Genomic DNA, 25727 nt, shown 5'->3' with positions numbered 1-25727 from the left:
AACCTAGCATGTTGCATATAAAAAAATAGTTTCGGCATTTATGGTTGATTAAAGACTTATATAAACAATGTAATTTTAAGAGGTATAAATATATATGGCTTATACTATTAAAATTGATTACGTGGCTTTTGAGAGAGTTGTTCTTATATTAATTTAATGAAGATATTTTTCTATGAATTTTTAGTATATAATTTATAAAATAATTTGATTCTTCTATATAACGATAGATACTGAAAATACAGGCTTTACATGCAATTAAAAATACAAAAATTTTCGTGCAATAGATGTGCAGTAATGTTAAAATTTATGTGAAAACAAATAATTTATTTCAATCATAAAATGTGTTTAAAGTATTAAAAACAAAGGGTTTTATTAGTTGAATGTAAAAAACGAAAAACATGAGTTTCGTTGGGTGGGTTCGATTCCCACATATTCCCGCCAATATTGTTATAAGCTAAGCTTTGAAAGAATTTTTAAGATTTTTTGAAAGCTTTTTTTATTTTGCTGAAAAATATATTTAATGCTATATTGGTAATTTTTCTATATTTAAAATTCATATTTATAAAATATTCATTAATAAAAGTTATAAAATTTTACTATAACTAAATTTTTTTAAATATAAAAACAAAAAATAAGACAAAATTTTATTTTTATGTTTCTGATACATGGAAATTATGATATAATTTAATTGGACGATATTTACAAAACATTTAATAAAAGGAGGATGTAAAATGGAAAGGTTAAATAAAACACAAAAGATATTAAAAGATAATGAATGGGATGCTTTGTTTTTATTAAAAAGAGCTAATGTGAATTATATAAGTAGATTTTCTGATGAAGCTGCATATGCGTTAATAGGTACAAATAAGCAGTTTTTTATAACTGATGGAAGGTTCTTTGAACTTGCACAAGAGAAATGTAAAGGTTTTCAAATAGTAAATTGGCAGAAGATTGGGACAAGTGTTGTAGATGCAGTTAAGGAAATATGCAAAAACAATGGTATAAAGAAACTTGGATTTGAAAGAGCTGCAACCTCTTATGACTTATATGATAAACTTCAAAATAGTATGCCTGATGTTGAGCTTATTTCTACTAATAATGTAATAGAAGATTTAAGATATGTAAAAGATGAAGAAGAAATAGAAATACTAAAGGAAGCTTCTAGAATCACAGATAAATCCTTTGAAGATATATTAAACTTTATAAAACCTGGAATGACAGAAAATGAAGTAGCTGCCAAGCTAGAATACATAATAAAATCAAATGGAGCAAGTGGAGTTGGTTTCGAAACAATATTAATTTCCGGCAAAAAAACATCTCTGCCTCATGGAAAGCCAAATGATAAAGTTATAGAAAAAGGTGATTTTGTTACTTTAGACTTTGGAGCATTGTATAAGGAATATACATCTGACATGACAAGAACTATAGTAGTTGGTACTGCGAATGAAAAACAGATAGAAATATATAATGTTGTTAAAAAAGCACAACAGGTTGGGTTAGATACAATAAAGGCAGGAGTTACATCAAAAGCACCTGATGATAAAATAAGAGAAATTGTGAAGGATTATATCGAATATTATTATCCTGGTATAGGACATGGTGTAGGGAGAGAGCTACATGAACAGCCTTTTCTTGGCAAAAATGGAGATAGGATAATAGAAAAGAATTGTATTATTACTGTAGAGCCAGGAATTTATATTCCTAATTGGGGTGGAGTAAGAATAGAAGATACAATTATTGTAACTGAGACAGGAAATGAAAGACTAACTAAGTCTTCTAAAGATTTAATTTGTGTATAAAAATACTTAGAGTTACTATCGATTAAACAAGGACTTTCGGAAAATGGAAATCCTTGCTTTATATTTCATAAATATAATGAAATTTTAAAATGATAATCTTGCATATAATTGTATAAATATGAAAATTATTTAAGTATATGTGTAATAATTCAAAATTAATATAAGAAAATTTAAGTATAAATAAAATTTTTGAAAAAATATCTTGCAAAAATATGAAATTTGTGTAATAATTAATATTAGTTGTAATAAATGTAATTTTGTATTAAATAATACATAAATGTAAAAATAATTGAAGCATTATATTTTAATAAAAGTCAAAGTAGTTCATATGAAGCTATATTCAATAATAGTATTTGGGGGGACATGATATGAGTTTTTAACTCAGTCATATATTTATTATCTAGAATGGAGGGTTTTTTATGAATGGACAAACATCTACTCCGGTAGAGGTAAAGCAAAAGCATCCTGCGGCACTTTATGGGTTAGGATTAACCTTTACCTTTGAGAGGTTTGCTTACTATGGAGGTAAGCCGATCTTAGTTCTTTTCCTAACATTTGCAATAGCAAAAGGAGGACTAGGCATTTCTAAAACAGAAGCAACAATTATAGCAGCAAACCTAGGAGCTTTCACTTACCTGGCTCCAATATTTGGAGGTATTGTTGCGGACAGGTGGTTAGGACCAAGATATTGCGTAATATTAGGCTCAATTATTATGAGTATAGGTTGGTCTTTCGGTTATTTTGCTACTAGTGCAGCATGGATCAATGCACTTATCATAGTGGTATCTATTGGTACAGGTTTATTTAAAGGAAACATAAATACTATGGTTGGTGAATTATATGAAAAGGATGATCCGCGTAAGGATATGGCATTTTCAATTACTTATTCCTTTGTTAATGGAGGAGCTTTCTTTGGATCTTTTATAATGGGTGGTATGTATCTGTATTTAGGCGAATTTAGAAGATGTTATTTATTAGCAGCATTAGTTTGTTTATTTTCAGGAATTATATTTGTTTTAAGTTGTAAACATTTAGGTGATGCAGGAAAGAAACCTAATTGCTTTGCTAATGAGGGTAATAAAGGAGCAGAGAAAGTAGATCATAGCAAGCCTCTAACTAAAAAGGAGAGAAATCAAACTGTTGTTATTCTTATTTTAGCAGTATTCTCAATATTCTTCTGGTTGTTCTATAATCAAGCAGAAGCTTCCTTATTGTTATATATCAATGAGTATACAAACTTTAATGTAGGAGGCTTTAAAGTACCAGCTACATGGACTACAACTTCCTTTAATGGATTACTTTGTGTTGTCTTAGCAGCACCAATGGCTGCAATTTGGATGAAACTTTCTAAGAAAAGAAAAAATGGAGATCTTACTATGACACAAAAGATAGCTTTGGCATATATATTCTTAGCTATAGGATTTTTAGTTATGGTAGGAGCTGAATTTGTAAGAGGTGGAAGAGAAGGCGCTAACTCAAGTATCTTATGGATATTAATGTTTACATGGTTCCAAACTATAGGAGAACTATGTTTCTCACCACTAGGAACATCAGTAGTAAGTAGAACTGCACCAGCTAAATATTTATCATTACTAATGGGTGTATGGTTCTTCGCTACCTTCGTAGCTCAAAAGGGATCAGGATATATAGAAACATTTATAGCAAAACTAGGAACTATGGAGGTATTTATAGCTATACCAAGTATTCTTCTTGTTGGTGCAGTTATACTGTTTGCTTGTAATAAGAAGATTACAGAACTTACTGAGTAATTTAATAAATAAGTATGTAGGGCGGAACTGCCTCATAATAGGAATCGATTCCTATTATGAGACAGTTCCTTTTGTATTTGGGATTATAATACGAATATGTTTATTTTTATTTTTATATTGATAAAATAGTAAAAATTAAATTTAGTATAAGTAAAATTATTTTAGTATAGCTTGATTTTTTCTAGCATATGTGCAATAATTAGTTGTGAGCAAAAAAAGACATAAAATTATAAAAATACTTAAAATATAAGTATTTTTGATATTATTTAACATTTCGGATTATGGTAAATTATAGGTTCTATGTAAGCGTTTTCTAAAGGGTGTAAGTCTTAATAGAATAAATTAAAAATAAGAAGAAGTTATAAAGCGAGTATGCTGGAGAATTCTTCGAGACTGGCAGCAAAGGTGCCATCGATAGATCCATTTAGATGCCATAGCCACAGAAGAGACTTTAATAATGATGAGAAACTGTGTTTAAACAGTTATCATAAACTTGTGTACGAGAGATTAGCTGAGCACCTAGGCGATGAAGAATGGGCGTGGCTGAAATCCTATACAGGAAAAGTTAAAAATAAGATTGGAGGAAAAATTATGAGTGAAATGGTAGTAAAAAACAAACGCCCTTTTGGTTTCTACGTTTGTTCCATCGCGTTTATGCTCGAAAGAATGGCGTATTATTCTGCTAAGTACCTGATATTTGTTTTCGTTGCTGCTACAGTAGTAACAGGTGGATTGGGTCTTACAAAAGTTGAAGCTGCACTTATTCAATCAAATCTTGTTGCCTTTACCTATCTTGCACCTATTGTTGGCGGATATATTTCTGACAGATACATCGGAGCTAGATACTGTGTTCCGGTTGGATTAGCTTTGATGGGTGTAGGGTATTTTCTAGGTGGAACTGCAACAACTGTGACAACCATGAATTTAATGGTTACCCTTGTAGCTATTGGGACAGGCCTTTTCAAAGGTAACGTTTCTGCAATAAATGGTTCTTTATTTGATGACGAAAGACAGCTGGATTCAGCATTTTCGGTTCAGTATTCTTTCGTAAATATTGGTTCATTTATCGGAACAACCTTTGTAGGTATTCTTGTGGCAACTACTTTTGCTCATGGCGGTGTTCAAGGTTTCAGACCTGCGTTTCAATTATGTGGTATTATTTGTGCTATTGATGCTCTATGGTTTTTGTTCGGTATGAAATTCCTTGGAGAAGCAGGTAAAAAACCGTTCAAAGCGGGTAAGCATGTAGAAAAGAAAGTAGAAGAAGAAGTTAAACCATTGACAAAGGTGGAAAAAAGAAAAGTATTTGCTATTGTTTTAGTATCCTTATTCTCAGTTGTGTTCTGGGTGTTCTGGTACTTGACTTATCTTGCTGTTTATGATTACGGTGGTCAATTTGTTAATATGAATGTGAGCGGATTTGAAGTGCCACTTTCATGGTTCGACTCTTTAAACGCTTTAGTATGTATTGCTCTTGGACCAGTTTTAGCTGCATTATGGTTTAAGATGTCCAAGGGTCCTAAAGGAGATTTAAGTTTGTTTAAAAAGTTAGCTCTAGGTCTTGGATTCTTAGGGTTATCCTTCTTGATGCTTGTATTTGCAGAACTTTCAAGAGGTGGAGTTGCTACAGCTAAGGCAAACATTATTTGGATCGTGGCATTTGGTATTCTACTTAGTATAGGTGAAATGTTATTCTCACCACTTGGTAATTCATTTGTTACTAAATATGCACCGAACAAGATTTACTCTGTATTAATGGGGGTTTGGATTTTGGCTTCATTCATAGCAGGTAAATCCTATGGATATTTATATGAGTTTGCTTCAAAATTCCCAATTATGCAGTCATATGTTATTATTCCGATTATTTTGTTTGTATCCTCAGTATTGTTGTTCTTCTTTGATAAGAAGCTTGTAGGCCTGCTTGAAGATAAAGAACCAGCTAAAGCTGAGGCTGTGTAAATCACATAAGTGGTAAACAGCTGGTGCTGATTATAACAGTTTTGTTTTCTAAAATAGAAAAAGATGACTTCTGTTTTGTACTGGAGTCATCCTTTTTTTACATTTGATTACTTTATTTTTGAGTGAATTTCTTTATGCTTTTTTGGATTACTATAATTAGGTAGGAGAGGAGTATCACCTGCTAAACCATCATATCCAGGTCCAAAATCACTAGTAAGGCCTGCTGCTGTACTTTCTCCTAAAGATTCTTTTATAGCAGGTGTAGATAAAGCTACATCGTTTGAAGAATTTTTTTTCATGGTTAAACACCTCCATTGTATAGTATGCATTAAAATATAAAATTTATATAAAGTAAAAGATTTTAATGTACTGAATTTATCATAATATTATGGAGATAAGTTTTGATTGTGAAACCCTACATGGAGGAATTAATTAGAAAGTTAACTTTTGGTCTATTATCCCTATATAAAAAGGACTAGCATTAAAACTAGTCCTTTTTTATATTATTATTTTTCTAAATCAGCATCTCTAAAGTAGAAGAATCCAAGTGGTGATACATGAACATTTTTAAGTTTTTTATTCATACAAACAACTTCAGTATACTCATATAAAGGTATGAATGGCATATCATTCATGATTGTATCTTCTGCTTGATGCATTAAAGCTACTCGTTTTGTTGCATCCGCTTCAGCTTTAGCAGCTTTAATTAATTTATCAAATTCTGCATTAGCATATCCAGGGTGGTTTTGTTCATTGCCAATAGTAAACTGATCAATGAATGTCATTGGGTCGTTGTAATCTGCTATCCATCCATCTCTAGCAATTTGATAATTACGTTTATTTAGCTCAGTTAAGTGAACTTTTCTTTCAACGTTTCTTAATTGAACGTCTATACCTAAATTCTTCTTCCACATATCTTGAACAGCTTGAGCCACATTTTGGTGTCCTTGCATTGTGTTATATAATATTTCTAACTTAGGGAATCCCTGTCCATCAGGATATCCAGCTTCAGCTAAGAGTTTTTTAGCTTGGGCAACATCGGCAGTTGCTGGGTAGTATTCTTTATTTTTGAATTTACCACCGTTAGAGTCACTTGCTGCACTTGGTACAAAACTAGTAGCTGGCTTCTCACCAGATTTTGTTACTTTTTCAACTAAAGCAGTTCTATCTATAGCGTAAGTAAGAGCTTTTCTTACTCTAACATCTTTTAATACTTTAGCAGCTTCTGCATTAACGTTTTCTGCATTTGGTGATACATTAAGATTATAGTAGTATGTTCCTAGATAAGGATAAGCTACTGCAGTACCATCCTTTAATAAATTAGGAGTTTCTTGTGCAGGTGGTTTATCAAGCATATCTAATTGTCCGGATTTAAATGCAGCAAAGTAACTGCTTTCATTTTCTAAAGTTTTAAATTCTATTCTATCAAGCTTTACATCCTTAGCATTCCAGTAGTTAGGATTTTTTTCAAAGTTTAAACTATCTTTTGGTTTATATTCTTTCATAACAAATGGGCCGTTAGAGATATATGTTTCGGCTTTATTAGCCCAATCCTTAGGGTTTTTCTCTACTATATCCTTTCTTACAGGAGCATAAGTAGGGAAAGCAGTGAGTGATAAGAAGTAAAGTGTAGGACCTTCAAGAGTAACTACAAGAGTTTGGTCATCTGTGGCCTTAACTCCTACCTCATCAGCAGTAGCTTTCTTCTTATTATAATTTTCAGCATTCTTTACATAATAAATTTGATAAGCATATTCAGATGCAGTATTTGGATCTGCAGCTCTCTTCCAAGCATATTCAAAGTCTTTTGCAGTAACAGGTTTTCCATCAGACCATTTTGCATCTTTTCTTAAATGGAATGTATAGGTTAAGCCATCCTTGGAGACTTCCCATTTCTCTGCTACACCTGGGATTGGTTTATCATCTTTATCTAAGTTTGTTAACCCTTCAAAGGCGTTACATATAACTTTAGCACCTTCCACAGAATTGTTTAAACCTGGGTCAATGGTTTTTGGGTCAGCACCAATATTAACTTTAATTACTTTTTTCCCGCTGGCAGTACCTTGAGTTGATTTACTGCCGCAGCCTGCAAATACCGAACCTGCTACTGCTATAGTAACAAGCAATGCAAGCATTTTAGACTTTTTACTCTTTAACATAATAGCCCTCCTTATTAAATATATTCATATATTTTATAGATACAGAATTTAGTATCTGTATTCACTTGATTAGAGATTAAAATAAATGTGCATTTTTAAAAGAGGTGACATGCTACACAATGACCGCCGCCTAAATCTTTCAATTCGGGCTCTGTCTTTGAACATATTGGTTTTGCATATCTACATCTACCTTTAAATCTGCATCCAGGTGGTGGATCAATAGGAGATGGAGTTTCCCCTTCAAGCATAATTCTTTTATTTGCTGCAGACATATCAGGGTCTGGCACAGGGATAGCAGATAAAAGAGCTTGAGTATATGGATGCAATGGTTTCTTATATAATTCATTACTGGAAGCTAGTTCTACCATTTTTCCTAGATACATAACTCCGATTCTTGTTGATATATGTTTAACCATTGAAAGGTCGTGAGCTATAAATAAATAAGTAAGACCTAAATCATCTTGCAAATCCTCAAGCATATTAACTACTTGAGCCTGGATAGATACGTCTAAAGCGGAGATTGGTTCATCGCATACTATAAATTCAGGCTCAACGGCTAATGCTCTAGCTATTCCGATTCTTTGTCTTTGCCCTCCAGAAAACTCATGTGGATATCTGCTAGCATGATCTCTATTTAATCCAACCTTACTCAAAAGGTAGTGAATTCTTTCTTCTCTTTCTTTACCTCTCATTAACCCATGTATATCAAGAGACTCGCCTATTATATCTCCTACAGTCATTCTTGCATCTAGTGAAGCATAAGGGTCTTGAAATATCATTTGCATTTTTCTTCTGTAGGGAAGAATTTGACTAGGTGACAACTTAGCAATGTCTTGTCCGTTGTAAATTATTTGACCAGCTGTTGGTTCATAGAGTTTTATAACAGTTCTACCTGTGGTTGTTTTTCCGCAGCCAGATTCACCAACAAGGCCTAAAGTTTCACCTTTATTTATAGCAAAGGAAACATCATCTACAGCTTTCACATATGTTTTTTTGTTAGCTAAAAGCCCTTTTCTTATTTCAAAATACTTTTTTAATCCTTTTACTTCTAATAGTACTTTTTTATCTTCCATTATGAATTCCCCCTTTCGATGTTAGCTTCAACCTTTGGTGCATCAGGGTGATTTAACCAGCAGGCAGAACAATGGCCCTCGTTGATTTCAAAATGGGGAGGTCTTTCGGTTAAACATATTTTTAATGTGTATTCACATCTTGGAGCAAAGGGACATCCAGCAGGTGGCTTTAAAAGATCCGGTGGTGTGCCTTCAATTGGTTTTAATCTTTCTTTTATATCCTCCTTAGGATTTGGTACACTTCTTAGAAGTCCCCAGGTATAAGGATGTTTAGGATTATAGAATATGTCTCTTGAGGTTCCGCTTTCTACAATGGTTCCACCATACATTACATAGATTCTGTTACATACGTCTGCCACTACACCAAGATCATGGGTTATCAGAATTATAGACATATCTATCTTAGTTTTTAAGTCTTTCATAAGTTCAAGAATTTGTGCTTGAATTGTAACGTCTAGTGCGGTAGTAGGCTCGTCTGCTATTAAAAGTTTTGGAGCACATACAAGAGACATGGCAATCATAGCCCTTTGTCTCATACCGCCGGAAAATTCATGCGGATACTGCTTCATTCTTTTTTCGGGACTAGGGATTCCAACTAATTTAAGCATTTCTACCGCTTTGTTGAAAGCATCAGTTTTGCTCATCTTTTTATGTTTTATAAGAGGTTCCATCAATTGTTCACCTATAGTGAAAACTGGGTTTAGTGAAGTCATAGGGTCTTGGAATATCATCCCTATTTCGTTTCCTCTTATTTTTTCCATTTCTTTTTCTCGTAATTTAGATAAATCTTTTTCGTCAAATAATACTTGACCTTCTGTTATTTTTCCATTATCAGTTAAAAGTTTCATGGTAGACATCATAGTAATACTTTTACCACTGCCTGACTCTCCAACTATTCCGATAGCTTCTCCTTTATCTAAATCTAGAGAAACTCCTCTTACGGCTTTTACTTCTCCGACATGAGTATAAAATGATGTGTGTAAATTTTTAATTTCAAGTAATTTCTCCATAATAAAAGCCTCCTATTACTTTCTCATCTTAGGGTCTAAAGCATCTCTCAAACCATCACCCAGTAGGTTAAATGCCAGTATTGTTAAACAGATTGCTAAGGCTGGGAAAAACAACTGTGTTGGATACAGTTGAAATCCTTCTAATGCTTCTGATGCAAGTGTTCCCCAAGATGCTTGTGGTGCGGAAACACCAAGGCCTATAAAACTTAAAAAGGATTCTGTAAATATAGCTTCTGGTACTGACAGTGTGAGAGTTACGATTATTGGGCCCATACAATTAGGAATAAGATGTCTTAAAAGTATTCTCATAGAAGAAGCTCCCAATGTTTTAGCGGCAAGAACGAATTCTTGCTGCTTTAAAGACATAATCTGTCCTCTTACTATTCTTGCCATAGTTAACCAATATGCTATTGAAAGGGCTATTATGATACTTTTTAATCCAGCACCGAAAATAACCATTAAAAGTATTACGTATATCATCATAGGGATGGAGTATAGGATATCTACTATTCTCATCATGAAGTTGTCTATCTTTCCACCGAAATATCCTGCTATACCTCCATATAAAATACCTATAACTATGTTAAGAATACTTGCTGCATATCCAACTGCCAAAGATATTCTTGCTCCATAAAGTATTCTAACAAAAATGTCTCTTCCGAATTTATCTGTACCAAACCAGTGAGCTGCACTTGGAGGTTGGTTGGCCATATCTAGATCCTGTGAGTAGTAGTTGTATTTTGAAAGTAAAGGACCTATAATTGCAATAATTGTAATTAATATAACAAATGTTAGTCCTATCATAGCCAGTTTATTTTCTTTTAATCTTCTCCAAACGTCTTGCCAGTATGTGAGACTTGGCCTTACTATAGCTTCAGAATTTTTATCTGCAGAAGGAACTTTTTCAAACATATCTTTTGTTATAGAATTAGATACTGTTATGTTTAAATTTTCATCTAAATTTTTAGTTGCTTGCATTTTGTGACCTCCTTAACTCTCTAGTTTTATTCTTGGGTCTATTGTTACATATAATAAGTCTACTAATAGATTACATCCTACCAATAAGGTACTGTAGAAGATAGTTACTCCTAGAGTAGTGGTGTAATCTCTGTTACCTATGCTTTGTACAAATTCTCTTCCTAGCCCAGGTATTCCAAATAATGTTTCTATTACAAAGCTTCCGGTAAGTACACCAGCAAGAAGAGGTCCTAGGTATGTTATTATAGGTATTAATGAATTCTTAAGGGCATGTTTATAAATTATTTTTGCCTTTGCTAATCCCTTAGCTTTAGCAACTTTTATATAGTCTTGTCTTATAACTTCTAAAAGGCTTGATCTAGAAAGTCTAGCGATAAATGCAGTAGCATATCCGCCGAGAGCGACTGCTGGCAATACTAAGTTTTCTGGTCCATCAAAGCCGACGGCAGGAAGCCACCCTAATTTAACCGCAAAAAAATAAATGAAGAAGGTTGCCATAACAAAGCTTGGAACTGTTACTCCTAAAGTAGCAACAACCATACAGAGGTTGTCCTGCCATTTTCCCTGATGAAGTGCAGCAGTTATTCCCATGTATAATCCTACTATAAGTGCAAAGCCTACTGAACACAGTCCAAGTTTTGCTGTTGCAGGAAAAGAGTATTCTATAACTTCATTTACGCTTTTTCCTTCATACCTCATTGAAGGACCAAAATCTCCATGTAAAACAACATTTTTTAGATAAGTTGTATATTGTTCTCCAAGAGGTTTATTAAGCCCAAATTTTGCTTCGAGATTTGCTTGAACTTGAGCAGGTAATTTTTTTTCTGCATCAAAAGGCCCGCCAGGTATTTTGTGCATTAAAAAGAAGGTTAGAGTGATAACCACCCAAATAGTAACGATACTGTAGAATAATCTTTTTAGAATATAATTGATCATATTTTAACCCCCAATTTTTATGATTTAGTTGTGAAATTTTAAATAATAAAATAAATATTTATTCATTATTTGTTGGAATTTTATTGAAATTTAAAACAAGATATGCATAAATATGACATATCGTCTTTGATGGATTATTTAGAAAAAAGAAATTTTTAATTATATAATATTCAATTATCAATGAACAATTCTTTAGAAGTAGTATGTTTTACATAATGTTATCATAGTGTGAAAGCTGTGTCAATTGATACTACTGGATTTGATGGTTGCCAAAAATAGTCAAAATAATTATTCGTCAATGAATTTTTTAGAAAAAAGATTTTGCTTAAAATAAAAATGTCGAAATTTTAATGACAATATTTAATAAGTGTTTTTAACAAGCGGACAAAATGTATAAAAATTACTATAATTTTTATACTAAAAATTTAAAACCTAATGTATTATGCAAATTATGTTTTTTATAGTCTAAGATAGGAATGAGTAAAATTGATATTTTATTTTAAAGTATGATAATATTAGAACGACTATTAAAAGGGATATAAATCCAATATAGCTATTGGTTAGTTATATAAGTTTATGTCTGTATCCAAACTTTATATTACTTAAAAATTCTAATTAATACCTCTTATTAATAGAATAGAAAGGTGAAAATATATGATTCAATGGTATAAATCCTCTTGGAATGAAATAGTAAAGCTTCTAGAGAGTAATATCTATTCCGGATTAGACGGAGATGATATAAATATTAAGAGAGAAAAGTATGGTGCAAATAAAATTCTTATACCAAAGACTAAAAGTTTATACTCGATAATTATCAATCAGATAAAAGAACCCTGGGTAATTATGTTGAGTGTATGCTTAATTGTTTTTCTATACTTTACTCAGTTTATATTAGCAGGTATAATGCTGCTAGTTATAATGATGAGTATACTACCTATTTCCTTAGATAAATATAATAACGAAAAAAGTATTAAAGAACTAGAAAATTTAAATATTGGCTATGCAAGGGTAGTGAGGGATGGTAGAACCTTTAAGATACCGCTTGAAGAGTTAGTAATAGGTGATATTGTTATTGTAGGTCAAGGAGAAGGTGTGCCAGCTGACCTACGGGTGATTGAAAGTGAGGATTTAAAAGTAAATGAAACGTCAGTCACTGGAGAGAAATATGTAGTAGAAAAATATGAAACTAAAATAGAAGATAAAGAAATAACACTATCTGATATGAAAAATATACTTTTTAAGTCCTCTTTTGTTGTTGGGGGAAGTGGTACTGGTATAGTAATTGCTACGGGTATGAATACTCAAATAGCTAATATGGTAAAGCTTTTCTTTTCAGAAGAGGATAAGAGCACGGAAGTCGGAAAAAAGGTGCACGAAATTATTAATTATTTCTGCATATTCATAATATCAGCTCTAATGATAAATATATCTCTAAGAATAATTAGTAAAGAAAATATAAAACAAATGGTTTATATTTCTGCTGAGTTTGTTCTGAATTCTATACCACAAGGTATTGTGATTATTTTAAGTGTAGTCTCATTATTCCTATTAAAGAAGATGAAGAAAAACTCTATTGAATTCAAAGATTTATCTGTTATAGAGAAATTATCTTCAATATCAGTTATTTGTACTGACAAGGTAGGGTCCTTTTCTAAAAATAAGATGGAGGTTGCAAAGATATTTACTAATGGAAATTTTATAGATGTTATCAGCGATGTAGTAAATGGCAGCTCAAATGAAGGGGATATTGAAAATTTACAAAGAATGTTGCATATAGGATTACTTTGTAATGATACACAAGTAAGTACTGGAAAATTAATAAATCCCAAAGAAGATTTAATGGAAGCGGCAATTATTAAATTTGCTATGATGAATGGGTTAGATAAAAGGAATCTAGATAGACAGCATGAAAGAGTTTTATATATTCCTTTTGATAATGATAGAAAGATATTAACTACAATAAATTCTGTAGACGAAAATTATAGAGCTAATATTAAAGGTTCTGTAGATTCTATAATAAATAAATGCACACATATAATGAAGAATGGTGTGGAATTAGATATAACAGAAGATGAAATAAATGCAATAAGAAGCGCAGGGGTTAGCATGTCTGCTGAATGTTTGTCAGTTGTAGGATTTGCCTATAGGAATTTTAATTATGAGCCTAGTGTTAAAGAAAATATTGAAAGCAATTTGGTGTTTGTAGGATTGGTTGGATTTGAAAACATGTTGAAGAGTGAGGCGATAGACTCTATTGACAGAAGTGAGAGATTAAATATCAAGCCTGTTATTATTACTGATGATAATAAGCTTACTGCTTTCGCTGTAGGTAAAAAGATGAAGTTAGTATCAAAGGTGAATGAGATAATATCGGGAGTAGAGATTGACAATATGTCAAATGATGAATTTGACAGAATAGGAGATAAAATAGGAATCTTTTCAAAGATAAATTCCAAACATAAGGTTAAGATAATAAAAGCATTAAAAAGTTATGGACATGCCACTGCTATAATTGGTTCTAAATTAATTGATTTACCTGCTTTAAGAGTATCTGACATAGGAATTACAACCTCAACTAGTAAAATGGTTAAAAAGTTATCAGATATTATTTTGAAGGATATTGGATTCATGCACATTTTAGATATGCTTGAAGATTCTAGAAGAATAATTAATCTAATAAAAAAAATTATTATATATATTATAAGTTGTGCAACTGCTATGCTTATATTTACATCATTAATGTTTTTGCGGAAATATAATGTTCCATTAATGTATATTGAGAGTTTTTGGTTTAACAATATATTAATGATCATATCCAGCATGGCTTTAGCGATTCAGTATAAATATGAGGATGTTAAATGTACTGATTATAAATTAGATAAAGATATTATAAAAGAGAATAAAGCTTTTATAATTTTTAATGGGTCAATAATGGGAATAGGAGCATTTATAGTGCTTATGTTAACATACAGCAGGGGGATAGCATTTGCTCAAGTAGCATCTTTTACTGCATTAAATTTGAGTGCTGTATTTTTTACTCTTAGCTTTTCTAAGACGAAGTTGTTCCAAAATAAATTCTCAAATTTAATTTTAGGTTTAAATTTACTTTTGCAGTTTGGAATAATGGTGTTAATGGGAGGACTACATGTAATTTTAAGTGTAGATTATTGGAAAATTACATTAGCTATTTTAATTGTATGTATTGCAATTTCGCTATTTAATAAATTAGGCAAAGAGCAATATTATGATTAAGTCACCTATTATTTGGTAAATATTATAATAGGTGGTGATATATATGAAGAGACCTCTTATTTATTATTCTATCTCAGTCTTTATTGGATGTGTTTCTTCAATGATGTTGTATGAAAATGCTCTCATAGGTGCAGTAATCGCTGCATCTTTTTTTGCTATTCTTTTCTTTACTTTAGATGAAAAATTTTTTATTATAAATATACTTTTCTTTGCCATAGGGATTTTTAGTTTTACTATGTACTTTAATATAAAGATTCCTGATACTATAGAAGTTAGGTTGACTGAAAATAAGGGCTATTACTATGTAAGTAGCTATAAAGGGAGAAAGATATTATTAAGTGGAAAGATAAGTAAAATTAAAGAAGGCGAAAGAATAAAGATTTATGGAACTTTTAAAAATGATAAGGATTTCTCTAGAGGAGTTATAGGAAACTATAAAGTAGATAAATATGATACTTGTAAAAAGGATTATGTGTATTATTTGTATGAAATAAAAAGAAATATTTATGCGCAGTATAAAGAAATATTAGGGGATGAGAGATCCGCTTTAGTGATGGCTCTCTGTTATGGTGACACAGGATATTTGACTAAGAGCCAGAAAAGTGAGTTTTTAAAAATGGGAGTGTTTCACGCCGTCAGCGTATCTGGATTTCATATGGCAATCATATACAAGGTATTAGAGATTGTTATTGGGTTAAAATTTGCAATTTTAGTATCTTTTATTTATATACTTTTCACAGGAATGCAAGCTTCAACTGTGAGAGCTTTTATAATGATAATTATATTTAAATTTTCGAAAATGTTTTTTAAAAATTATGATACTCTATCATCTTTAGCGTTGGCAGCTCTTATACTGCTTATAATTAAACCCTACTATATCATAGATGTTGGCTTTATGCTGTCTTTCTTAGCTACCCTTGGGATTATCATATACTATAAAAAAATTCTAAGAACATTATATAGACTACCTCAAAAGTTAAATGAGAGTTTAAGTATAACATTGAGTTCTCAAATATTTTCTGTACCATATACAGCGTTCAATATTCAAAATTTTAGTAGTGGATTTATATTAGGAAATATTTTTTTACTTCCGATGTACTCTGTAATAGTTATATTAGGAAACTCCGCATTATTGTTTTGCTCTATTCCTGTAATGTTTAGACTTTTAAGCAGTGGATTAAACTTTGTGTTAACTGCTATAGAAGGTGCGAATTATTTAATTTTAAAATTTTGCCCTCCTATAACTTACTTAACATATTTAGATGGTTTTGCTTTAATCTTAATTTATTTAAGTTTTATATTATATAAACATGGTTATAGGAAATTTAAATATTTGCCCTCATTTATATTGATATTAATATTATTTCAAAGTTACAGTTTTGTACCCCAAGTATACTACATCAACTTTTCTGAAGGGGAAGGAGTAGTTATAAAGTACAAAACTAATAAAGTTATGGTATGTAGTTACAGTCAATCTTCAGCTAAAGAGGTAATTAATATAAAGGAAAAAATGAATATAGAGAAAATTTTTACTAACCCTAAGCAAAATTTTAAAATTGACATTGATGAAAGTTTTCAACTAGGGATTATGTGCTATGGTGAAGGTAACATTTTTAATACGATTATAAGTAATAAAAATAAAAAGTTCGCCTTTATCAACAATAATATGAAAAAAGAAGCTTTAAGTGTATTTAGAAGCTATGATGCTGTAAAATTCCCCCAAAGGTCACTGGAAAATAATGCCCAAAATAATAAAGTGTACATTAGTGAAGACAACATATCTTTATATGTTATAATATTTAATAGAATAGTTAGAGTGTATTAATAATGAGGTGTATTTAAGTGATAGATGTAGCTACTTTTCATCAAAATATAAAGAAAAATATTATAAATAATTGTTATGTATTATGTGGTAATGATGAACAGACTATAAAAGAATGTGTTAAGTCTCTAGTAAGTAAGTTTGTAGATAAAGATTTTATGGATTTAAACTACATGGAGTTTGATGGTAATTCTTTAGAAAGTTTTGATCCTGTGATAAATGCATGTCAGACACTTCCTTTCATGAGCGACAAAAAGGTTGTTTTAGTATATAGGTCCTCTTTTATAGAGGATGATAAGGGAGAAAATAGTAAGATTTCTGCAGATAAAGCCTTTAACAATTTTTGTGAGTATATTGGCACAATACCAGATCATTGCATACTTATAATTTATGATGTGTTTAAGGGCAAAAGAGATAAGCCGGGAAAGCGAATAAATAAACTTAGTAAGAGTGCTTGTGTAGTAAAAGTTGATAAACTAAAGGGTCAACAGTTAGAGAATAAGATAAAAGTTTTTTTTGAGAATAGAGATAAACAAATAGGGCGTATTGAATTAAAAGCTTTCTGCAGCATAATGGACGAAAATAATTTGAGTGTAGTTGAAAATGAAGTTGAAAAACTCTGCTGCTTTACAGATGGGAGAGATATAACTAAGGAAGATATCAAGGCTTTATTTTTAAAAAGTAGTGATGATGACATTTTTGATTTAGTTAATCCAATTTCAAATAAAAGGTTGAAGGAAGCTCTTGAGGTACTAAATGAGCTTATATATAGAGGTGAAAAAACAAATCACATATTAAATATGATTGAGAGACAATTTACTTTGTTATTTAAAGTGAAACTGGGAGTTAATGCTAAAAAAAACAAAGAAGTTATTATGAAAGAGGTTAATGTAAGATCGGATTATGCTTTTGATATGCTTTTATCTCAAGGGAAAAAGTTCACTTTAAGACAGCTTCAGCATGCTATTGAGCTTTGTATAAATGCGGAGCAGAAGATGAAGACTTCCACAGTTGATGAAAAAACAGAGCTGGAATTATTAATCATAAATGCTATAGCGGGATAATTTATATAATTAAATAATAAAAAGCAAAAATAAATAACCGGTTGTAAAAACCGGTTTATTTATTAAGCAGTTATGCTATTTAATTTTGCTGCTAATCTTGACTTACTTCTTGCTGCCTTATTCTTATGTATGATTCCTTTTGATGCAGCCATATCTAGAGATTTAACAGCAGCTACAAAAGTAGTTTTTGCTTGCTCAGCGTTTCCACTTTCTACAGCAGCTAAGTATTTCTTTATAGCAGTTTTTAATGCTGATTTAATCATTTTGTTTCTAAGAGTTTTAGTTTCTGTAACTCTTATTCTCTTTTTTGCTGATTTTATATTTGCCATATTTTCACCCCCTTATAATTTTATAGGGCCTCAACAGCTTTGGGGAAATTTGCTAGTGAGTCTCGTTTATTCAACAAATGATATTATATCATTAATTTTTCAGCACTTCAAGTATTTTTTAGAGCATAATTGACAACATTCACTATGAGGCATAATCAAAGAAATAATAGACCAGTATTCTCGTCTATTTGCCACGAATACTTCGTCGGCAAAATCCAGGCATAGCCCCACTATAACTGGATTTCACCTCCTTGTCTCGTGACAAATATGCTTCGAATCTTTGATCTCTTATTTCTTTTCATATGCCTGAATTCAGAAATAAGAATATGAACGAAAAATAAGGAAAAACTAATAATGGAGAATTAAAGATTCAGTTGAAAGGATGTGAAATTATGTTTAGTATTAGGACAGATTTAGCTGTTGAAGCAAAGGAGATATATGAAAAACAAAATAGTGAAGATATATCAGGAGTGGAGGTAGATGAGCGTACAGAAGGGGAAATAAAAATAACCAGTGTGAAGATAGTAAATGATATTGGTGAAAAAATGATGAGGAAACCTAAAGGTACATACATAACTATCGATATGCCTAGATTTACTCATTATGATGCTGATACAATGGACGAAGTAAGTAGAGTTCTTGGAGAGAGCCTATCCAATATGGTTAAACTTGATGATAGTATGACTGCACTTGTGGTGGGACTAGGAAATTGGAATATAACCCCTGATGCCTTAGGTCCTAAAGTTATATCAAAACTTATGGTAACAAGGCATTTAAAACAGCTTATACCAGATCAAATAGACGAAGATATAAGACCAGTGTGTGCTATAGCACCAGGAGTTTTAGGACTTACAGGAATTGAAACAGGAGAGATTATAAAAGGGGTTGTAGATAAAATAAAACCTAATTTAATAATATGCATTGATGCCTTAGCATCAAGAAAAATAGAAAGGGTGAATTCAACTATACAGGTCGGAAATACCGGAATATCGCCTGGGTCAGGAGTAGGAAATAGAAGAATGGAATTAAGTGAACAGACTTTAGGTATACCAGTTATAGCTATAGGAGTGCCAACTGTTGTAGATGCAGCCACTATGGCTAATGATACGATAGATATGGTTTTGGATCAAATGGCAAAGCAAGCGGAAAAGGGTGGAGAATTCTACAATATGTTAAAGTCTTTAGGCAAAGAAGAAAAGTATGCAATGATCAAGGAGATACTAGATCCTTATGTTGGAAATCTTATGGTTACTCCAAAAGAAGTTGATTTGGTTATAGATTCTGTTTCAAAGGTAATAGCTAATGGGATAAACATAGCTCTTCAGCCAGCTTTAGATTTAGAAGATATAAACAGATTTTTAACTTAAGGCATAATCAAATAAATAATAGACCAGTATTCTCGCCTATTTGTCACGAATACTTCGTCGGCAAAATCCAGGCATAGCCCCACTATGACTGAATTTTACCTCCTTGTCTCGTGACAAATATGCTTCGAATCTTTGGTCTCTTATTTCTTTTCATATGCCTAAGTTATAAATTATAGTCCCTTCTCATATAATTTAATATCACTAAAGTGTGAAAAAATTAGATTACATGAGAGGGGGGAACTGCTTTGAGTTTTTTCATAGCAGTGAAGAAGTGAATTACAGAAGGATAAGTGGAAAAAAGGATTTCAGACTTAGGGCATTTATATTAATGGTGGCTGCACTTATAGTTATTGTTTTGCCCTGTGTGGTAAAAGCAAATTCCTATGGCAGCAGTATCAATAGAAATATGTTTTTTGTTCAAATACTAAACTACACTATGCCTGTTGTTAAGGCTACCTCTTTTAGTGAAGAAGATATGGCTGAAAGTAATTTTACAATTGGACAAGTAGCACTTGGAATGGTTGGGCTAGATTTAAATAATCCTATGTCAGTACTAGGTAGAGAGTTGTCATTTATAAATATAAACAACTCTGGAGGAAAAGATAATCTTAATGTAGATTTTAATCACTTCAAGTTAGATGATAAACAAATTGCAAGGGATAGTGAAAAAACAAATTCAGATGCAAATAATGATTTAAATTTAGAAAACAAATCAGTGAGTGTATATGATCCAAAGCTTAAGAAGACTTTAAATACTAGCAAACCTGAAGTTTTAATATATCATACACATACCACTGAAGGTTATAAACCGGGAGATGCTATTAGTTCTGATAATAGTCAGAACGTTTGTGCTGTAGGTGATGCTTTAGTAAATGAACTTCAGTCAAATTACGGGATATCAGCAATTAATGATAAAACTGTACATGATAGAGAAGCTTACACACAAAGTTATGCGAGATCAGTAGTAACTTTAGATAAGTATTTAAAACAATATAATGATTTTAAATTAATAATAGATTTACATAGAGATTCTGTAGGTGATAATAAGAAGGCTGTTACCACTAGAATGAATGGAGAAAATGTGGCTAAAATAAGTATTGTAATGGCAAAAAAGAATCCTCACTTTGATAAAAATATGGTACTAGCTAATAAAATAATAGAAAGTTGCAAAAAAAATTTTCCTGGTTTTTACAAAGATACGGTTTATTACAACAATGGAACTAGATATTTTAATCAAGATAGAAGTAATAACGCTATTTTAATAGAGGTAGGAGCGGATATAAATACTACGGATGAAGCAAAGGCTTCCGCAAAGTACTTAGCTAGAGCAATAGCTGAAGCTCTTAATAAATAGTATAAATTCATGGTAAAGTTGAATAAAAATATGAAAAAAGTACATCCTTAAAGATAACAAGGTAGAAATTAACTACAAGTTGTTAGAATAGGGGTGTATTTTTTTATGAGAACTAGAATTAGAAATATTATATTAGTATTATCAATATGTCTAATTATAGTACTTTATGGCTTCATAGTAATAAGTGATAGTCTGCCTAAGTTTATAAAAGATAGATCTGCTTTTAAAATAAGTTATAATATATCTCCTTTTGATTTTAGAATGGATATTAGTGAATACTCTTTTTACATAAATAATAAAGTGGCTGATAATATAAAAAATAACTCTGCAAAATTATTAAATAATGTAGAGAACAAGGTTTATAATAGCACCTCTGGTATCATAAATAAAACTTCTGAGGCATTTAAAAGTGTAGAGGAAAAAATAAATGGCGTTTTACAAAATAAAGTCAGGTAATATACTTTTCTCCATACTAACCTTGTGTTATAATTTACTATGATTATTTATACTATTAAAAGTATGAGAAAGATTTGCATAAAAGTGCAAATCTTTTAAATTGTTAACTAGTAATGGAGGGTAAAACAGTATGCAGAGCGAAAGACAAAAGCGTATAAGAAATTTTTCTATTGTTGCTCACATAGATCACGGTAAATCAACACTTGCAGATAGATTAATACAGAAAACAGGTACCCTTACTGAAAGAGAGATGGATGAGCAGGTACTTGATAATATGGATCTTGAAAAAGAAAGAGGAATAACAATAAAATCACAGGCAGTAAGACTTGTTTATAAAAGACCTAATGGTGAAGAGTATATTCTAAACCTAATAGATACCCCAGGACATGTAGATTTTAACTATGAAGTTTCAAGAAGCTTAGCTGCTTGTGAAGGTGCGATATTGGTAGTAGATGCTACTCAGGGGATACAGGCTCAAACTTTAGCAAACTGTTATTTAGCATTGGATCATGATTTGGAAGTAGTGCCAGTAATAAATAAAATAGATCTACCTAGTGCAAGACCGGAAGAGGTAAAACAGGAAATAGAGGATATAATAGGTTTAGAAGCACATGATGCACCATTAGTTTCAGCTAAAACTGGAATTAATATTGAAGATGTACTTGAGGCTGTGGTATTGAAAGTTCCTGCACCAGAGGGTGATGAAGAAGCACCATTAAGAGCTCTTATTTTTGACTCATACTATGACAGTTATAAGGGTGTAGTATGTCATGTAAGAGTTAAAGAGGGAACGATAAAACCAGGAACAGAAATAAAACTAATGGCATCGGGTAAAGTGTATGAGGTTACAGAAACAGGGATATTTGTACCAAGATATATGTCTGTTCCAGAGTTAAAAGCAGGTGATGTTGGATATTTCACTGCTTCTATAAAAAATGTTAGAGATGCTCGTGTTGGTGATACAGTAACAGAAGCTAAAAGACCAGCAAAGGAAGCATTAGCAGGATATAGACCAGCAATACCTATGGTATACAGTGGTATTTATCCAGTAGACGGAGCAAAATATGGTGAATTAAAAGAAGCGCTTGAAAAGCTTCAAGTAAATGATGCAGCTCTATCCTTCGAGCCAGAAACTTCTATAGCATTAGGTTTTGGATTTAGATGCGGATTTTTAGGTCTATTACACATGGATGTAATTCAAGAGAGAATAGAAAGAGAATTTAATTTAGATATTATAACTACAGCCCCATCTGTTATATACAAGATAGGAAAAACTGATGGTACTGTTATAGAACTTACCAATCCAACAAATCTTCCAGATACTACAGAAATAAAATACATGGAGGAGCCAATTGTTAAAGCATCTATAATTACGCCATCGGATTATGTTGGACCAGTTATGGATTTAGCTCAAAATAGACGTGGAATATTCAAGGATATGCAGTATATAGATACTACCAGAGTAAGCTTGAACTATGAAATTCCATTAAATGAAATAATATATGATTTTTTTGATGCTTTAAAGTCAAGGTCAAGAGGATATGCTTCTTTAGACTATGAATTAGCAGGATATAAACCAGCTAAACTTGTAAAGCTTGATATACTTTTAAATGGAGATGTAGTAGATGCTTTATCTATGATAGTTCCAGATGAAAGAGCCTATGCAAGAGGAAGAGCTATAGCGGAAAAGTTAAAGGAAATTATTCCAAGACAAATGTTTGAAATACCTATTCAGGCTGCAGTTGGCGGAAAGGTTATCGCAAGAGAAACTGTTAAAGCAATGAGAAAAGACGTTCTAGCAAAATGCTATGGTGGAGATATATCAAGAAAGAAAAAGCTTCTTGAGAAACAAAAAGAAGGAAAGAAGAGAATGAGACAGGTTGGAAGTGTAGAAGTTCCACAAGAAGCATTTATGGCGGTTCTTAAGACAGAAGAATAAATATTGGAGGGACTTAATAATGTTAAAGAATAAAGAAATAGCATTATATATTCACATTCCCTTCTGTAAACAAAAATGTTTATATTGTGATTTCCCCTCTTTTTGCGGTAAAGAAGAATCTATGATTGAATATTCTAAAGCTTTAGAGAAGGACATAGATAGCATAAGTGATAGAGTTATAAAGACAATATTTATAGGTGGGGGAACTCCCACCTATTTGTCTTTAGATGCATGGACTAATATAAAGAAGGCTATTGATAAGCTTGATAAAGCTGAGAATTTGGAATTTACTGTGGAGGGTAATCCAGGTACTTTTACAGAGGAGAAACTTAAATTTTTAAGGGAAATGGGAGTTAATAGATTAAGCATAGGGTTACAGGCATGGCAAAATAGAATATTAAAAAAAATTGGAAGAATACATAGTAATGATGAATTTATAGAAGCATATGAACTTGCAAGGAAAATAGGTTTTAATAATATAAATGTGGATTTAATGTTTGGTCTTCCAGATCAGAATATGAATGACTTACAAGATACTTTGAAAAATGTCGTGAAACTAAATCCAGAACATATTTCTTGTTATAGTCTTATTATCGAAGAAAGTACTCCTTTTTATAAAATGTACGAGGAAGATAAACTTAATCTTCCAAATGAAGAATTAGAAAGGGAAATGTATGGGCATATAGTAAGCTTCTTAAGACAAGAAGGATATCATCAGTATGAAATTTCTAATTTATCAAAGCCAAAGAGAGAATGTGCTCATAATCTAGTTTATTGGAATTTAGAAGAATACATAGGCTGTGGTGTAGCTTCCCATTCATATGTAGATGGTTTAAGGTATAGAAAAACTGAAAATATAGAAGAATATATTAGAGATGTCCGCATGAATAGAAATTTGAAACTTGATATGCATAAAAACTCCTTAAAGGACGAAATGGAGGAATTTATGTTTATGGGCCTCAGAAAAATAGATGGAATTTGTATAATTGACTTTTCTGAAAGATTTCAAAAAGATATTTATTCTGTATATGGAGAAATAATAAAGAAATATATAAATAATCACATGCTCATTAAGAAAGATGACAGATTATTTTTAAGTGAAAAAGGTCTTGAGCTTTCTAATAGCATAATGTGTGACTTTATTCAGTAATTAACGTATTAGGATACCTTAATTTTAAAGAAATAAGGCTAAAATCGTGATATATCAACAAAATATATAAATATGACTAGAAATCACGAGCAAAATGGAGAAATTATATAATTATTTATTTAAAATTCGATAAATCATTTTATTTGATTATATAATGCAATTTATGCAACATTGACAAATAAAATTATGAGTGATATTTTTTAATCATAGTGATTAGCACTCAACATTAATGAGTGCTAACAAAGAGGTGATATTATGGAAATGGATGAAAGAAAAATAAAAATACTTCAGGCTATTATTAATGATTATATAATGACTGCTGAGCCTGTGGGATCCAGAACCATAGCTAAAAAGTATGACTTAGGGATAAGTTCAGCCACAATAAGAAATGAAATGGCAGATCTTGAAGACATGGGGTACCTTGAACAGCCTCATAGTTCAGCGGGAAGAAGACCATCAAATAAAGGCTATAGATTATATGTGGATAAGTTAATGAAAATTCCTAAGTTAACTCCAGAAGAAGAATACATTATAAAAAATCAAATTTTAGCTAATGCATTATTCGAGGTAAATACTATAATTAAACAAGCTACAGCACTTCTATCTGGACTTACTAACCTGACATCCATTGTAAAAACGCCCTCTGTAAGTAAGAGCTATATTAAATATGTTCAACTTTTAAATATAGACTCTAACAACATATTATTCGTAATAATAACGGATAGTGGCATAATAAAAAATAATGTTGTAAGAGCAGGAAAAAACGTAAGTTCTGATATATTAGCAGCATTAAGTAATATATTAAATGCAAGACTAAAAAACTTAAATTGCGAACAAATAAATCTAGAAGTTATAAATAACTTGAAAAAAGATCTAGAAGGATATGAAGATATATTTAATGCTATAATTCCAGTTTTATATGAAAGTTTAAGCAGTGATGATAATGGCGAAATATACATGGAAGGTGCAACTAATATTTTTAATTACCCTGAATACAAAGATATAGAAAAGGCACGTGGATTTCTGTCATTATTGGATAATAAAGATAAAATTAGCGGCTTACTTAACAGTTCTTCAAACATCTCAATTAAAATTGGGACAGAAAGCTTTATAGAAGGTGCAGAAGAATGCAGTGTTGTATCCGCAGTATATAATGTAAAAGACAGACCAGTTGGAGAAATAGGGGTAATTGGTCCTACAAGAATGCCTTATTCAAAGGTGATTTCAGTGTTGGCTAATGTTGTTAGAGAATTAAATTTTATTCTAACAAACATTTATTATGATGATAAATAGAGATAATATCAATCAAGA

Annotated in this window: 19 protein-coding genes and 1 tRNA gene; 13 read left to right on the top strand and 7 right to left on the bottom strand. The window is 31.3% G+C overall.

The annotated features are described in order from the left end of the window. Window positions 1-364 precede the first annotated feature (364 nt). From ACZ5N4_RS22280 to ACZ5N4_RS22265, 4 genes are all read left to right on the top strand, one after another. A tRNA-OTHER gene (locus tag ACZ5N4_RS22280) sits at window positions 365-441 on the top strand. A gap of 290 nt (window positions 442-731) precedes the next feature. Then, the gene (locus tag ACZ5N4_RS22275) at window positions 732-1799 is read left to right on the top strand and encodes a M24 family metallopeptidase (RefSeq protein WP_464204682.1); all 1068 of its coding nucleotides are present in this window, start codon (window positions 732-734) and stop codon (window positions 1797-1799) included. Between the two features lie 419 nt (window positions 1800-2218). Beyond that, the gene (locus ACZ5N4_RS22270) at window positions 2219-3568 is read left to right on the top strand and encodes a peptide MFS transporter (protein WP_464204681.1); all 1350 of its coding nucleotides are present in this window, start codon (window positions 2219-2221) and stop codon (window positions 3566-3568) included. A gap of 600 nt (window positions 3569-4168) precedes the next feature. Then, window positions 4169-5527, top strand: a complete 1359-nt coding sequence (locus ACZ5N4_RS22265) for a peptide MFS transporter (protein WP_464211030.1) — start codon at window positions 4169-4171, stop codon at window positions 5525-5527. A gap of 107 nt (window positions 5528-5634) precedes the next feature. Here ACZ5N4_RS22265 and ACZ5N4_RS22260 read toward each other — a convergent pair whose 3' ends face one another. The 6 genes from ACZ5N4_RS22260 to ACZ5N4_RS22235 form a co-directional block, all read right to left on the bottom strand. Continuing rightward, window positions 5635-5826 (bottom strand): hypothetical protein, encoded by a 192-nt coding sequence (locus ACZ5N4_RS22260; RefSeq protein WP_464204680.1) that lies wholly within the window; start codon window positions 5824-5826, stop codon window positions 5635-5637. Between the two features lie 207 nt (window positions 5827-6033). After that, a complete protein-coding gene (locus ACZ5N4_RS22255; RefSeq protein ID WP_464204679.1) occupies window positions 6034-7686 on the bottom strand; it encodes a peptide ABC transporter substrate-binding protein in 1653 nt (550 codons plus the stop codon). Between the two features lie 95 nt (window positions 7687-7781). After that, window positions 7782-8759, bottom strand: a complete 978-nt coding sequence (locus tag ACZ5N4_RS22250) for an ABC transporter ATP-binding protein (RefSeq protein ID WP_464204678.1) — start codon at window positions 8757-8759, stop codon at window positions 7782-7784. Then, window positions 8759-9769 carry an ABC transporter ATP-binding protein gene (locus tag ACZ5N4_RS22245; protein WP_464204677.1) on the bottom strand — a complete coding sequence of 337 codons (1011 nt, stop codon included), beginning with the start codon at window positions 9767-9769 and terminating at the stop codon, window positions 8759-8761. The genes ACZ5N4_RS22250 and ACZ5N4_RS22245 overlap by 1 nt, the downstream gene beginning before the upstream one ends. A 15-nt stretch (window positions 9770-9784) precedes the next feature. Next, entirely contained in the window at window positions 9785-10747 is a 963-nt protein-coding gene (locus ACZ5N4_RS22240) for an ABC transporter permease (protein ID WP_464204676.1), read from the bottom strand. A 12-nt stretch (window positions 10748-10759) separates the two neighbouring features. After that, complete coding sequence (locus ACZ5N4_RS22235) at window positions 10760-11683, bottom strand: ABC transporter permease (RefSeq protein WP_464204675.1); 924 nt, start codon at window positions 11681-11683, stop codon at window positions 10760-10762. A 654-nt stretch (window positions 11684-12337) separates the two neighbouring features. Between ACZ5N4_RS22235 and ACZ5N4_RS22230 the strand changes: the two genes are divergently transcribed. Genes ACZ5N4_RS22230 through holA form a run of 3 tightly spaced genes read left to right on the top strand, consistent with a single transcriptional unit; the run spans window position 12338 to window position 17821 of the window. Beyond that, window positions 12338-14935 (top strand): cation-translocating P-type ATPase, encoded by a 2598-nt coding sequence (locus ACZ5N4_RS22230; protein WP_464204674.1) that lies wholly within the window; start codon window positions 12338-12340, stop codon window positions 14933-14935. A 43-nt stretch (window positions 14936-14978) separates the two neighbouring features. Further along, on the top strand, window positions 14979-16760 hold the full coding sequence (locus ACZ5N4_RS22225) for a ComEC/Rec2 family competence protein (protein ID WP_464204673.1): 1782 nt from the start codon (window positions 14979-14981) through the stop codon (window positions 16758-16760). Between the two features lie 17 nt (window positions 16761-16777). Next, complete coding sequence (holA, locus tag ACZ5N4_RS22220) at window positions 16778-17821, top strand: DNA polymerase III subunit delta (protein WP_464204672.1); 1044 nt, start codon at window positions 16778-16780, stop codon at window positions 17819-17821. A gap of 62 nt (window positions 17822-17883) precedes the next feature. Here the strand turns inward: holA and rpsT are convergent, their stop codons facing one another. Continuing rightward, complete coding sequence (gene rpsT / locus ACZ5N4_RS22215) at window positions 17884-18150, bottom strand: 30S ribosomal protein S20 (protein ID WP_464204670.1); 267 nt, start codon at window positions 18148-18150, stop codon at window positions 17884-17886. 392 nt (window positions 18151-18542) lie between these two features. Between rpsT and gpr the strand changes: the two genes are divergently transcribed. From gpr to hrcA, 6 genes are all read left to right on the top strand, one after another. Then, complete coding sequence (gpr, locus tag ACZ5N4_RS22210) at window positions 18543-19517, top strand: GPR endopeptidase (RefSeq protein ID WP_464204668.1); 975 nt, start codon at window positions 18543-18545, stop codon at window positions 19515-19517. A 271-nt stretch (window positions 19518-19788) separates the two neighbouring features. Beyond that, window positions 19789-20871 (top strand): stage II sporulation protein P, encoded by a 1083-nt coding sequence (locus ACZ5N4_RS22205; RefSeq protein ID WP_464204667.1) that lies wholly within the window; start codon window positions 19789-19791, stop codon window positions 20869-20871. Window positions 20872-20976: 105 nt separating this feature from the next. Beyond that, on the top strand, window positions 20977-21327 hold the full coding sequence (locus ACZ5N4_RS22200) for a hypothetical protein (RefSeq protein WP_464204666.1): 351 nt from the start codon (window positions 20977-20979) through the stop codon (window positions 21325-21327). Window positions 21328-21457: 130 nt separating this feature from the next. Then, window positions 21458-23266: a translation elongation factor 4 gene (gene lepA, locus ACZ5N4_RS22195; RefSeq protein WP_211141152.1), complete on the top strand. Its 1809-nt coding sequence runs from the start codon at window positions 21458-21460 to the stop codon at window positions 23264-23266. A gap of 19 nt (window positions 23267-23285) precedes the next feature. Beyond that, window positions 23286-24416, top strand: coding sequence for a radical SAM family heme chaperone HemW (hemW, locus tag ACZ5N4_RS22190; protein ID WP_464204665.1), 1131 nt, complete (start codon window positions 23286-23288; stop codon window positions 24414-24416). 255 nt (window positions 24417-24671) lie between these two features. Beyond that, window positions 24672-25709: a heat-inducible transcriptional repressor HrcA gene (gene hrcA, locus ACZ5N4_RS22185; RefSeq protein WP_464204664.1), complete on the top strand. Its 1038-nt coding sequence runs from the start codon at window positions 24672-24674 to the stop codon at window positions 25707-25709. The last annotated feature ends 18 nt before the right edge of the window (window positions 25710-25727 follow it).

This window comes from Clostridium nitrophenolicum, from assembly GCF_055391695.1.
This window is presented reverse-complemented; position numbering and strand designations above follow the sequence as displayed.